Source organism: Streptomyces lancefieldiae, assembly GCF_031845825.1.
Lineage (GTDB): Bacteria > Actinomycetota > Actinomycetes > Streptomycetales > Streptomycetaceae > Streptomyces > Streptomyces lancefieldiae.
The window spans coordinates 1-12340 of sequence record NZ_JAVRFH010000097.1; the positions used below are offsets into that span (position 1 = coordinate 1).

Genomic DNA, 12340 nt, shown 5'->3' on the forward strand with positions numbered 1-12340 from the left:
AACCCGGACTCCTCCACCTGCCTCCCGGCCGCCGACCTATACCGGACCGTGTACGGGTGCGGACACTTCGACCACCGCGACCGCGGATGCTCACACCCCTTGAAAAACGAACCCATCCCACGAACCAGGGCAGTGGACCCCATGTTGCTGACTCCTCCACGACCGATGCTGACGGTTTGCTGGGAGTCAGAGGGCTGGCATGCCGCTGACCTGCGGTTATGTGCGCAGGGCTCGATATGTTCTGGAACTGGATCGGACGGTCGCAGGAGGAGATCGTTCAGGCCCGCCGGGACTGGATGGAAGGGACACGGTTCGGCGAAGTGAAGGGCTACGACGGGGTCCCACTGCCCGCGCCGACGCTGCCGGCGGCGTCGCTAAAGCCGCGGGGAAGGGTACGCTGACCCGCGGTAATGCGTCGGTTTTGCTGACCGCTGGGGATAGGCGGTTAGCAATTCTCACTGTTTTTGACCCACCTGTCGGACAGCTCCTGAACAGCTCGCTGGCCTCAGGCCGGAGTGGTTGGCGATCCCACGGTGTGGCTTTCTGTGGGCAGCTCTGGCAGGACACTTGCTGACTCAATGCTGACTTTGCTGTCGCGTTGTCAGGTGGGTTTGAGAGGCCCTTTGCCCAGTTCCGGTGATTGCGTAGGTGCTTGCAGGGTTGGTAAGGGTCGGGCCAATGCTGACCTGGCCGCCGGCCGAGTCAGGCGTTGGAGAGGGGCAGTGCTTTTCGCGCTGCCGCCCTGTGGGGATCCCACAAGAGTTCGGTGTCGCCGTTGACCGTCGGCAGTCGCCGCTCGGCCCGATCCGTGGACGCTGTGCCGGGGAGTGACTGGCAGGTTCTTCGTCTGCTGGTGGTACAGCGCTTGCGCGCCCCTGAACTGCGGTGATGGGGTAAAGGGTAGCCTTTGTGGCTTGGATGGTCCGAGTATGGTCCGGATCTTGATGGCAGGGCGACGCCTGATGCGAGTCGCCGCATGTGCGGGACCACATGGCACAGGTTGTAGAAGCCGTCCAGGGGCGTCTATGCCAGTCCAGCGCGGGCATGAAATCGCAGGTCGGAGCCTCTTGGTCCGAGAGGGTCTGCCCAGTTGGTGATTGCTGTGTGATACGCGGGTGTTAGGCCGTGTATCGAAAGCGCGGACAGGCCGGGCGGGGTGATGCCCCGGTCCGGCCCGTCCGCTCTCTGCTAAAGGTCGAGCTGATGTTGGTGTGTCGTGTGCGTGGGTGTGTAGCCGAGACCGTCGTTGATCTGTCTCATGTGTGTGTTGCTGTCGGCGGTGTCGGTCAGGAGGCCACCGAGGTCCGGATAGTCCCTATGGGCCTGTCGGATCGACTCGGCCTTCATCCATCGGCCGAGGCCGTGTCCACGGTGCTCGGGCAGCACACCGGTGCCGTAGTGCTGGCCGTCACCTGCGCCGATGCCGGGGATGACGAGTTCGGTGAACCCGGCGATCGAGCCGTTGGAGGCGTCGATGGCGACGACGGTGTGCAGGTGGTCGCCGCGCTGTTCGACGGCCTTCGCCGCGGCCCGCACGCGGTCCACGTCCCAGGTCACGGTGCCGTACTCGGTGTCGTCCATGGGCATGTCGTCCATGGCGCGGCGTGAGGCGGCGAACGTCTGGGCGAGGTCGTCGGGGACGGTTCCCTGCCATGAAATCAGCCGGTAGCCGGGATGCGGACGCTCGCTGATCTCGGCGAGGACGGCGGTATCCACGTCAGCCAGTGGCAAGCGGGTGAACCTCAAGGTGAGGACCTTCCGGAAACCGCGCGCTGCCAGGAAGTGGTCGCCGGGCGATCCGGCTTCGGCCTGCGCGACAACGCAGCGTCGGGCGTTGTCCCGGGCGGTGGCCACGGCGGTGTTGAGGAGCCGGGAGCCGACGCCCTTGCGGCGCTCCGCGGGATGAACACGGAGGTCGAGGTCAGCCAGGTGCTTTTGTCCGCCATCGAACAGGCGCAGAAAGGCCGTCCCGGCAGGGATGGAATCCGCGTCCGACGCCAACCAGGCAAGACGCCGGCCGTGCGGCCCGTGAGCGGGGTCGGTCAGTGGAGTGATGCGAAGGGACAAGGTGTCTCCGTCGAGAGGAGGTGGCAAAGGTCAGTACGCGAGCTCAACTCCTGGGCACTCCTGCGCATGTGCTCCACACCTCCTCGTCGACAGCGCCGACCTGCACCAATGCAGGCGGCTGGGTGAACCTAGCTGGCCGATTGACTCCTGGGCAACGGATTAACGAAAAGACGGTGCGCGTGTGTGGTCACAGCCACTCGTTGATGGCCGCGACGAGGACGGTCGCCTCATAGCGGACCGCGAGCTTGTCGTATCTCGTGGCCACGGCACGATGCCTTTTGAGACGATTGATTCCACATTCGACCGCGTGCCGAGCCTTGTAATCCTGGGCGTCGAACTTGGGCGGCCGGCCGCCGCGAGCGCCGAGTCTCTTGCGATTGCGGGCCTGGTCGGCCTTGTCCGGGATGGTGCATCGAATCCCGCGTCGGCGCAGGTAGGCGCGGTTCTTGCGGGACGCGTACGCCTTGTCGGCCCGCACGCGATCGGGGCGGACGCGTGGCCGGCCCGGACCGATGCGGGGCACGCGAATCTTCTCCAGCACCCGTTCGAACTGCGGCGAGTCTCCACGCTGCCCGGCCGTCACCACGATCGACATGGGCTTCTGCCCCTGCTCGACGGCCAGGTGCAGCTTGGTGGTGAACCCACCGCGCGAACGCCCCAGCCCGTGATCACCAGGCTCGGTGAAGACGCCACCCGGTGACTCCTTCTGCAGGTCACCCCGCTTCCGGGCCCCGGCCGCATGCTGATGGGCACGGCATACCGTGGAGCCGACGCTCAGGTCCCACGTGATCGCACCCTTCGCGTCGGCCAGGGACTGGAGCTGGGTGGGGACCCGGTGCCAGGTGCCATCCCGTTGCCAGCGGCGGAACAGGTCGTAGATCCGGCCCCACGGCCCGTACTCGACGGGTACGTCCCGCCACGGAACACCGGTCCGGACCCGGAACCGTATGCAGTCGATGAGCTGCCGCCGAGACCAGACAGGCGGCCGACCTGCCTTCACGCCCTTTGGCAACAATGGCTCCAGCGCCGCTCACTGATCGTCCGCCAGATCTCCCCGCGCCATGAACCAAGATCATTCACGCCTCAAGATCCACTTTTGACACACGGCCCAGCCCGGTACGGGCAGGGCGACAGCTGCGCAAAAGGCGGGAAGGCCGGCGCTGATCGTCGGCCCCAGGAGACAACTGTGGTGCGACTCCACCATCACTCCCTTTCCTCATGTTTGCTTCACCACAAGGACCAGGGTCGTCGGCGAGTTGTGACACCTCCTGTGGCGGAGCAGCACACCGAAGCCATGCCGGGCCTGGAAGCTGCGCCAGTGCGGTGCCGAGCGAGTACAACTGGCCGGCGGTGATGCGTGCACTGCTGCCCGGACACCGTGCTGGGCCTTCTGGAGGCGTGACTGGCCTCACGTCACAGGCGAAAATACGAGGACACGTGAGAATTCATAGGCCTGCGGCCGTGCTTCTTGCCGGCCTGCTGCTGGGAGGGACTTTACCCACGGCCGCTTCTGCGGCACCCGCGAAGGTCCGTGCGTCGGCCCCGGCGGCCACGGCGGCGGAAGGACCGGACGCGTCCGGACCGGACCTGTCCTACGAGAACCGCTCCCTGCCCGGACCCGGCCTGCCGGACTGGTCCCGTGCGGGTTACCGGGGCGGCCTGCCGCTGCCGGACGGCGAAGAGGACTTGACCGACCTCGCCTCCTGCCGCATCTCCCCGGAACTGCTCGCCTCCAAGTACGAGGTGGTCGCCGACGACGGGGCCGATGACACCACCGGCCTGCAACAGGCGATCGACTTCGTCAAGAAGGAGTGCTCGCCCCTGGCCGGCTTCAACCGGCGCTCCCTCATCGAGCTGCCGTCCGGGCGAATCGACGTGACCCGGCAAATCTACGCCGACGCCAGCTTCCTGACCATCAGGGGCAAGGGGGCCGGTGACGGTGGCACCCGGCTGGTGTTCCGGCCCGACCTGCGCACCCGGTACGACCAGGTGACCAACGGGCGCTGGGACCAGGAGTCCATGGCGGCCGGTGCCGCTCCGGACATCGGCAACGGCGGCTGGATCTGGCCTGGGCGCGGAATGTTCCGGGTGCAGACCCGGGACGTGGCAACCCGGTACCAGGACGACTGGGAGGCCGCGTCCAGCCTCCCCATGCGCAAGGACCTCTTCGAGGGCAGCATCAACCAGCACTGGGTCTCCGGCGTCAAGGTTCTGGCGGCCGCCGACGATCCCGGTTACTCGGCACGGCGGGGCGGCACCGTCGTACGGCTGGACGCCAAGGCCGACATGACGAGGTTCAGGTCAGGCGGCTACGTCTGGGTCGGTGCGGCCAACAGCAAGAAGTTCTACGAGCAGCAGGGCATCACCGATCCGCTCATGATGGAAGCCCTCCACATGCGCCAGCAGATGTTCCGGCTGACCCGGGTCGATACCACCGCGAAGACGATCACGGTGGACCGGCCGCTGGAGTGGGACCTCCCGGTCGACTCCGAGTCCGACGGTTCGGCACCGGTCAACGCCGGCGGCAAGCCCTACGCCAGCAAGGTCACCCCGCTGAAGGTCGTGGAGGGCGTCGGGTTCGAGGACTTCGCCTTCACCCAGGACATGGACGGGCTGCCGAAGATCGGTGGTCAGGAGACGTACTCGCTCACGCCCGAGCAGGCGAGGAACAACTACGGCAACATGGCTCCCGAGTACGCGATGCACGGCATCGTGTTCAAGTGGGCCGCCAACAGCTGGGTCCGCGGACTGAAGGCCACGATGACGGGTTCGCACCCGATCGTCACCGAGAACGCGCGCAACCTGCAGATCGAGCGCAACAGCTTCGACGGGGCCTGGAACAAGGGCAAGGGCGGCAACGGCTACCTGCGCGGCAGCCGGGTGTGGGACTCCTTGTGGGCCCACAACCAGATCCGTAACCTCCGCCATTTCACCTTCCAGTGGTCGGCCAGTGGGAACGTCGCGTTCCGCAACGACCTCGACGCGGACCTGAACCTGCACGGTGGCTGGGAACACAAGAACCTGTTCGAGCAGAACACCGTGCGGATCCCCTACGAGCACCGCTCAGCCAACTGCGAGTCGAACTGCGGCGGCGAAGGCGGCGAGATCGACGAAGGTACCTGGTACCCGATCTGGTGGGCCGCGGGACCCAAGGCGGGCAAGTGGTCTGGTTCCTCGGGTCCGCAGAACGTCTTCTACAACAACACACTGACCAAACAGACCACGCCCGGCGGGCCCTTCGAGACGTACGCACCGTACGGGGACCGGCCCGGTACCGGCGTTCGAGTTCGGCTCCGACAGCGACGAGCCGGGGGAGTTCAAGCACCTCGGCCAGAACGGTCAGGGGATCGCGGACTGGACCGGCCGGGAGACGGCCGACTTCGAAGGACAGGGCGTCGCCACCCTCGACCTGGGCAAGCGCCACTCGCTGTTCCTCAAGGACACCGGCGGTGACATCGATCCCCGGACCAGAAACGCCCGGGTGGCGGTCACCTGGAACATGCACGGTTCGGGTATCAGCCACGCGAACAACGACGCGAACAAGTGGGACCTGGGCGTACGAGGGATCATCGACTCGGGGGCCCCCGTCGATGTCATCGCTCTGCAGGAGGCCGGCGTGCCGCCCGGCGGAGTCGCCCAGGCTCACTACACCATCCCGCAACCGCCCGGCACGGCTCAACGGCCGCAGTACCTCGTGCGGGGGCAGGACGGTCAGCTGGTGGCACCGGACGTCTATGAGTACCCCTTCGGATCGGCGACCCAGCAGGACGGATGGCTCTACTGGCTCCGCACCGACACCAGAACCGAAGGCGCCGGTCAGGTCAACCTGGCCATCTGGACGCGCGAGCGGGTGTACGACCCCGCGACGAATCCGACCGCCGAAGGCCGCGTCTTCGTTGTTCCCACGCTCACAACCCCGGATCAGCCGACTCAGGGCCGGCCCGCTCTGGGCGTGCGCCTCGGCGACACCGTCCACTTCACCGTGCATGCCGTATCGCCTGGCGGTGCCAACGCACCAGCCCTCGCGAACCGGGTCCGGACCGTGATGAGAACCGCCGGCGACGGCGGCGGCCCCCTCTCCTCGGTCCTCATGGGCGACTTCAACCAGGAGGCGGGCAACTTGCGTGCGCAGCTGGGAACGTTGCACGCCGTCCACAGTCTGACCGAACCGACATTCCCCGTCGTACCCGCACCCGGCCAGACTGGACGAACCTACGACTACGCCGTGGTGCCGCGCGTGTCGGACCCGAACCTTCAGGTCCAGCTGCGGGGCGCGGGCCGGCTCAGTCGGGTGCGGTTCTCCGATCATTACCCCGTTGCCTTCGCCTTCGACGAACCCGGGACATGGGAGCCGCCCAAACCGCCCAAGAAGTCACGGAAGGTACCCGTAGGCGAGACAAGACTTCTGCGTAATGCCAAGAGCGGCAACGCACCGTACCCATCGGGCCGTGGCAGTAGCGGCGGCAGCAGACTCTCCGTGCGCGGCGTCGAACGGAGCAGTGTGGGTCAACAGCGATTCATGCTGCAGCCGATTCCCGAGTCGCCAGGCCACTTCGCCCTGGTCCACAGGATGACGTACACCTACATGGGCCTGGAGTACGGCGCCGCGAATGCGCCCGCTGTGCTGCTGCCCGAGTACGAGGCGGACTCCCAGCTGTGGACGGCCGTCGACATGCAGGACGGCACCTGGGTCCTGCAGAACGCCGCGACCGGCCAGGTGCTCTCCACCGCCGACACCGAGGGCGACGAGGAACTGGTGGGCCGCGACTACGACGCGTCGGACGCCGCCCAGCGGTGGTTCTTCCAGGACGCCACGACCGAAGCCCTCGACGTCGACGAGATCGTCCGCGAGGACATGGACCCGGCGGGATGGGCCATCAGCGCCCGAGACGGAGACGCGGAGAACGCCGAGCTGACCATGGCGCCCAACGGTGACCAGGCGGACCAGCGGTTCACCCGATCTACGCCGACACCGTGGTCGACGAAGCGGAGCCAGCCATGCAGTAGGGCATCTGTGGTGTCGTTGAGGTGGACAACGTGACGGCCGTGAGGGCGGCGGATCAGAGGTTGCCGTCGGGTGAGCAGCACGTCGGAGAGGACGAGGTTGCGCAGGTCGGTGCCGCTTGTTGCATGGAGGGCGACCAAGGCGAGAACCAGACGGGTAGCCGGGTTGGAGCTGGGTCTCCAAGAGCCCGACCAGCCGGTCGGGGCCGGAGTTGTGGGCAACAGTTCCTGGCGGGTTATGCGAACGCCGCGGGTGGGGATCAGGTGTGCGTGATCAGGTAGGCGGGGCCCTCGCCGTGCCGGGCTCGTTCGATGGCGTCGACGCGGGCGAAGGCGCGCGGCGCCATCAGCTCCTGCCAGGTCGCGAGGTCGTGGACGGCCCACATGTCGTGCTCGGCGGGATCGAGGCGGATCCGGCGGAGCTGCTCGGCGGTCAGCCGTCCTCCGTCGAAGATGAGCCCTACCTTGTTCAGCGGCTGGCGCGGCCCGGCATGCAGGAAGTGCGTCAGGAGTAGCCTCGGCGTGTCCATACCGAGTTCGAGACCGGTCTCCTCGACCGCCTCGCGCTGGGCGGTCTGCAGCGGGTCCTCGCCTGGGGTGTCCAGGTTGCCGCCAGGGAATTGCCAGAGTCGTGAGCCGTAGACCGAGCGGAGCTGGACCGGCCGGTCGTGTTCGTCGCGGATGTACAGGCAGCCGTACACCGTGTGGTGGGGGACGGTCTGCGCGTACTGCGCGGGCGTCATCGGCATGGGGCGGCCGGGCCGGGCGGGGCGGTGGTCGAACGCGAAGGCGAGAGCGCCGAGGGCTTCCTTGGCCGACGGGTAGATGCCGCGGAGGTCGGCGAGCAACGCGCCGGGCGTCCCGTCCGGGTCGACGCGCGCGGTGTCCTCCGAGCTGAGCAGGTCCTCGAAGGAGGAGTACGAGGTGATCCGCTGCACGACGACGTCGAGTTCCCGCCCGGTGTCCCGGTCGTGGAAGACGACCGTGTCACCGACCGCGACGGCGCGCTTCTGCGGGGTGGCCACCCTCACTTCGATCGTCTTGCGGCCTGCCTCCACTTGACGGTAGTACCGCCCGAGCAGGTGCATGTGGTGCTCTTGCGGTTCGTCTCCGGCCGCCGGGCTCGGGACGGCTGGGATCGCCTGCTGGGTGTCGTCAGGCACACGTGCCTCCGTTCGGTGAGTTCCGTCCGTTGCGGTCTTGGGATCGCAACCGTGGGTGGACGAGGATGCCGGCGCGCTGAGGCAGTTCGATCGGTCCGTAGCGCGCGTGCGGCTTCTGCCGCATCAGCGCGTCGTACCGGTCCGCCACCGAGAAGTGCCAGAACTCGGTTCCGTAGTTCGTGAAACCGGCGTTCTCCATGGCGTTGAGCAGCAGCGTGCGGTGGTGGCGCGCGTGATCGCTGAGGTTCGGGGCGTGAGTGAAGCAGGCGCCGTCGCTCTCCTCGGGGGAGGCGTTGATGCGGGTGCCGAGGTCGAGTTCGTGGCCGTCCTGGTCGGCGAGGGTGACGGCCACGGCCGCGCCCGCGGAGTGGGGCGCGATCTTTGGCGGTGACACGTACCGGCTGGCGGCCTGGTGCAGCTGCTCGGCTGTCCAGTCGGGGTGGGTGGCGGCCAGCTCGTTCCGGTACTCGGTGAAGTAGTGCTGCTGTAGGGCCGGCGGACGGTAGCCCTCGATGAACAGCAGGTCGGTGCCGGCGGGCCTTTCGGGCGAGCGGGTCATACCTGGTCCGGGACGGTGGGCGCGGCGGGGTGGGGGATGGTCGCGGTCGGGGCGTACTGGGCGGCTTGGGCGTCGAACATGGCGGCGTACCGTCCGCGGGCGGCGATGAGTTCCTCGTGGGTGCCGTGCTCGGCGAGGTGCCCGTTGTTGAGGACGTAGATGTGGTCGGCGTGGCGGACGCCGGACATGCGATGGGTGACCAGGACGACGGCCCGGTTCGGGGCGGCGAGGCGGCGGATGCGGTCGAAGGCTTCGATCTCGGCTTCGGGGTCGAGGGCGGAGGTCGGCTCGTCGACGATGAGGACGCCGTCTGCCTGCGATGTCGAGCTACGCCAGTGCGTGCGGGCCAGGCCCACTTTCTGCCATTCACCGCCGGACAGTTCGATGGCGCCGCGGAACACGCGGGCCAGCAGGCTGCGCAGGCCGTCGGGGAGTTTGGCGATGACGGGGCCGGCGACGGCGTAGTCGACCGAGGGCTTCAGGTCGTCGTCCGTGGCGGGGTGGCCGGGGCGGCCGAGACGGATGTTCATCGCGGCGGTCACGGGCCAGCGCTGGAAGTCCTGGGTGAGCAGGGAGACGCGCTCGAAGACCTGGGCCCGGTCGAGCTCGGTGAGGTCCGCCTCGCCCCAGCGCAGCGTGCCGGAGGCGGGCAGCAGCATGCCGGAGAGGATCTTCATCAGGGTGCTCTTGCCGGAGCCGTTCTCGCCCACCACCGCGGTCACCGACCCCATCGGCAGCGTCAGGGACACCCCGTCCAGGGCGGCCGTGTCCCGGTCGGGGTAGCGGTAGGTGACCTGGTCCAGAACGATCTCCTTGACGCGTTCCGGTACGGGAGCCCCGCCGACGGGCAGCGTCCGCAGGCCGGCCTCGCTGAGGAAGCGGCCGTGGTCGCGGACGTAGAGGCTCTCCTCGTGGAGCTGGTTGATGTTCATGACCAGCGCGCCCAGGCTCGCCGAGCCGGTACGTACGGCGATGACAGCGGTCCCGGCGACGGCGAGGCTCATGTGCCCGGCCCTGATCAGCCAGAGCATGGCCCCGTAGGTCCCGGCCATCGCCACGCCGGACAGGGCGGAGGCCACCCACTCGGTCAGGGCCTTGCTGGAGGCGAGGCGTTCTTGCTCGGCTTCGGCGCTCTCGGCCATGCGCTCGTAGCGGCTGAGGAGGAAGGGGCCGACGGCGTGGAGGCGGACTTCCTGCGCGGCGGTGCGTTCGGTGAGCAGGTTGCCGATCAGGCGGCTGGCCCGTACGTGCTCGATCCAGCTCATCACCGACACGTAGCGTTCCTGGGCCACGCGCATGGCGCCCCAGCCGCGTGGGGCGGCGATGAGGATCAGCATGGGCAGCAGCGCAGGGTGGAGCAGGGCGAGGACACCGGCGGTGGTGATCAGGGAGATGAGGCCGTTCAGCGCGGCGACGCAGGAGCTGATCATGCGGCGGGCGGAGCCGGGACCGTGCTGGGCGATGTCCACGAGCCGCCGGAAGTCGGGATCGTCGATGGCCTCCAGTTCCACCTTGGCTGCGGCGGCCAGGTACTGGGTGGTGGCGATCCGCTCCACCTTGGGCTCCAGCCGCCCGGCGCGGGAGGTGGACCAGGCGGACAGGGTGGAGTTGACGACGCCGATGACCGCGGCGGCCAGGAGACCGGGCAGCAGGGCGTGCAGCCGCTCGGCGGCGCTGCCGCTGCCGGCGAGCAGGGCGTGCATGACGGCGTTGACGGCGAGCAGGCCGGCGGCAGCGGCGATGCCCTGCCCGATCTCGCTGATTCCGACGGAGAGCAGGGCACGCCGGTCGGCCTGCCACGCCATGCGCAGCGTGGCGCCGACGAGCGTGGGCATGGAGCGCAGCGCCGACATCATGGTCAGGTCCAAGGTCGCGTGCTCGTGCTGGGACCAGCCCATGTCGTAGCGCAGGGGGCCACCGAACAGCTCGTGTTCGGCGTCGGAGACCTGCGGGTCGGCCATCGTGACCGGTCCGAAGAACCTTTTCACCGGGCGCCTCCCGCAGGCCGGTTGGTGGCCCGGCAGGACGGGCCGTGGATGAGCATGTGGAAGATCGTGGCGGTGTAGGGGTGGCAGTCCGGTGACGGTCTCATCGGCACCCGGAAGAGTCCTTCGTGCTTGTCCGGCTCGGCGTTGTACGGCTCACCAGTGCAGGACCGAGCTACGAACACGGCGGTGATCCGGTCCAGTCCGCTGCCCGGCTCGTGGTGGTGGATGAGGCCGCAGAACTCCTGCTGTTCAGCGTTGATGAGGACCCCTGTCTCCTCCTTCGCTTCGCGCCGCGCGGCGTCATCGAGTGGTTCACCGGGCTCCAGATGGCCGCCCACGAGCGTGTGCTGTCCCGGTGCGAGGGCGGCATCCGCCTTGCGGCGCACGCACAGGGCGGCGCCGACGAACCGGAGCAGGACCTGGGCGACATCGGCGATCAGCAGGTGAGGCTCCTCGCTCACAGACGGCCCTCCTGTACCAGGCGTTCGACGGTGCCTTGGCCCCGCGCGGCCACGAGGGCATCGCCGTGCCGGAGACCGTAGGCGAGAGCGCTCGCGGCATCGGTTGCAGCGAACGCTCTCAGCGCCCGGTCCGCCGCGACGAGCAGACGGCCATACCCCTTGACTGGATGTGCCGGCCTCAGCGGGATGGTGGCGCTGGTCATGCCAGGAACCCCGTATCCGGTCGTGACCAACGGGTGGACCGGGCGTTGCGGTCGACGGCGGAGTGCCGAGGGGTGCCCGAGATGCCGGTGGCGTTTTCGAACGCGGGATGAACGAGCACAGGAAGGCGTACGGGATTCATGGGGGCTCCTCGGGTGCGATGCGGACTGGTGATCGGGTAACGGGGGTTCTCGCATCCCCGTAACGGGTGGAGGCGGGCGAAATCTAGAACGCGAATTCGAATACTGGGCCCTCGCCTTCTGCGGCCGGGTGTGGCGGGCTGTGATGCTGTTTTCGATCACTCATGTGGGTTGCGGTACCTCCTTCGGGGGATTGCCTGGTGCCGCCTTGTCGTCTCGGAGAAGTCGCCTCAGCTCGGCTTCGCCGTGGGCGACGGACTCGGACAGAGACCGCTGGTGGTCCGCGGGCAGGGCGTCGGCGCCGAGACCTGCGTGAGCGACCGCCGAGCCGAGCGAAGATGCCCGCTCGGTGTCGAGGATCGCCCGGGCGGCCGGGTGGCCCAGCACGTCACACGCGGCATAGGCGTCGAGGCGGGCCACTTCTGTGAGAGCTGGGACGAGCGAGTGCGTGTGCGGTCCGTTGGTGTCGAGTTCCAGGGCGGCCAGGCCGGCACGGGTCTGGAACGCGGCGATCGAGGGTTCGGGAGCGGCCAGGAGCGAGGCGGCTGCGTGCTTGGCCTGGTCGAGGTCGGCCCGCGGGAGCGGTGCCGCGGCGGGGCGGCGGTGGGCGGCGACGTGGAGCCGGAGCTCGCCGGCGTCCACCTTGGCGACCAGCTCGGCCAGCTGGGCTCCGTCGCTGCGGACCCACAGGCTCGCGCTGCGCACTCCCCGGGTGGGGTCCTCGGGAATCGGGCCGGCCGTGCTGGCGGCGACCCCG

Annotated in this window: 9 protein-coding genes and 3 pseudogenes; 3 read left to right on the forward strand and 9 right to left on the reverse strand. The window is 68.4% G+C overall.

What is annotated here, in order from left to right; translation table 11 throughout:
* Positions 1 to 116, reverse strand: a pseudogene (locus RM812_RS39000) (tyrosine-type recombinase/integrase); the annotation flags it as partial.
* Between the two features lie 114 nt (positions 117 to 230).
* On the opposite strand from RM812_RS39000, the pseudogene RM812_RS39005 reads away from it, so the two are divergent.
* A pseudogene (locus RM812_RS39005) lies at positions 231 to 401 on the forward strand (pirin family protein); the annotation flags it as partial.
* A 787-nt stretch (positions 402 to 1188) separates the two neighbouring features.
* Here the strand turns inward: RM812_RS39005 and RM812_RS39010 are convergent.
* Both RM812_RS39010 and RM812_RS39015 read right to left on the reverse strand, forming a co-directional pair.
* Positions 1189 to 2067 carry a GNAT family N-acetyltransferase gene (locus tag RM812_RS39010; RefSeq protein ID WP_311585223.1) on the reverse strand — a complete coding sequence of 293 codons (879 nt, stop codon included), beginning with the start codon at positions 2065 to 2067 and terminating at the stop codon, positions 1189 to 1191.
* A gap of 187 nt (positions 2068 to 2254) precedes the next feature.
* The gene (locus tag RM812_RS39015; RefSeq protein WP_311585239.1) at positions 2255 to 3091 is read right to left on the reverse strand and encodes an IS5 family transposase; all 837 of its coding nucleotides are present in this window, start codon (positions 3089 to 3091) and stop codon (positions 2255 to 2257) included.
* Between the two features lie 437 nt (positions 3092 to 3528).
* Between RM812_RS39015 and RM812_RS39020 the strand changes: the two genes are divergently transcribed.
* Both RM812_RS39020 and RM812_RS39025 read left to right on the forward strand, forming a co-directional pair.
* Complete coding sequence (locus RM812_RS39020; protein ID WP_311585225.1) at positions 3529 to 5520, forward strand: hypothetical protein; 1992 nt, start codon at positions 3529 to 3531, stop codon at positions 5518 to 5520.
* A 28-nt stretch (positions 5521 to 5548) separates the two neighbouring features.
* Positions 5549 to 7108, forward strand: coding sequence for an RICIN domain-containing protein (locus RM812_RS39025; protein WP_311585227.1), 1560 nt, complete (start codon positions 5549 to 5551; stop codon positions 7106 to 7108).
* Between the two features lie 223 nt (positions 7109 to 7331).
* Here RM812_RS39025 and RM812_RS39030 read toward each other — a convergent pair whose 3' ends face one another.
* The 6 genes and pseudogenes from RM812_RS39030 to RM812_RS39055 all read right to left on the reverse strand — a co-directional run.
* Positions 7332 to 8234, reverse strand: a complete 903-nt coding sequence (locus RM812_RS39030) for an NUDIX domain-containing protein (RefSeq protein ID WP_311585229.1) — start codon at positions 8232 to 8234, stop codon at positions 7332 to 7334.
* The gene (locus RM812_RS39035; protein WP_311585231.1) at positions 8227 to 8793 is read right to left on the reverse strand and encodes a M15 family metallopeptidase; all 567 of its coding nucleotides are present in this window, start codon (positions 8791 to 8793) and stop codon (positions 8227 to 8229) included. The genes RM812_RS39030 and RM812_RS39035 overlap by 8 nt, the downstream gene beginning before the upstream one ends.
* Positions 8790 to 10781 carry an ABC transporter ATP-binding protein gene (locus RM812_RS39040; protein WP_311585233.1) on the reverse strand — a complete coding sequence of 664 codons (1992 nt, stop codon included), beginning with the start codon at positions 10779 to 10781 and terminating at the stop codon, positions 8790 to 8792. The genes RM812_RS39035 and RM812_RS39040 overlap by 4 nt, the downstream gene beginning before the upstream one ends.
* The gene (locus RM812_RS39045) at positions 10778 to 11242 is read right to left on the reverse strand and encodes an NUDIX domain-containing protein (protein WP_311585235.1); all 465 of its coding nucleotides are present in this window, start codon (positions 11240 to 11242) and stop codon (positions 10778 to 10780) included. The genes RM812_RS39040 and RM812_RS39045 overlap by 4 nt, the downstream gene beginning before the upstream one ends.
* Positions 11239 to 11445, reverse strand: a complete 207-nt coding sequence (locus tag RM812_RS39050) for a hypothetical protein (protein WP_311585236.1) — start codon at positions 11443 to 11445, stop codon at positions 11239 to 11241. Before RM812_RS39050 ends, RM812_RS39045 begins: the two co-directional genes overlap by 4 nt.
* A 300-nt stretch (positions 11446 to 11745) precedes the next feature.
* Positions 11746 to 12340 (reverse strand): annotated as a pseudogene (locus tag RM812_RS39055) (hypothetical protein); the annotation flags it as partial.

Excerpts from the sequence above, each read along its gene's own strand:
- RM812_RS39050 (WP_311585236.1), bottom strand. The coding sequence starts at position 11,445 with ATGACCAGCGCCACCATCCCGCTGAGGCCGGCACATCCAGTCAAGGGG.
- RM812_RS39035 (WP_311585231.1), bottom strand. The coding sequence starts at position 8,793 with ATGACCCGCTCGCCCGAAAGGCCCGCCGGCACCGACCTGCTGTTCATC.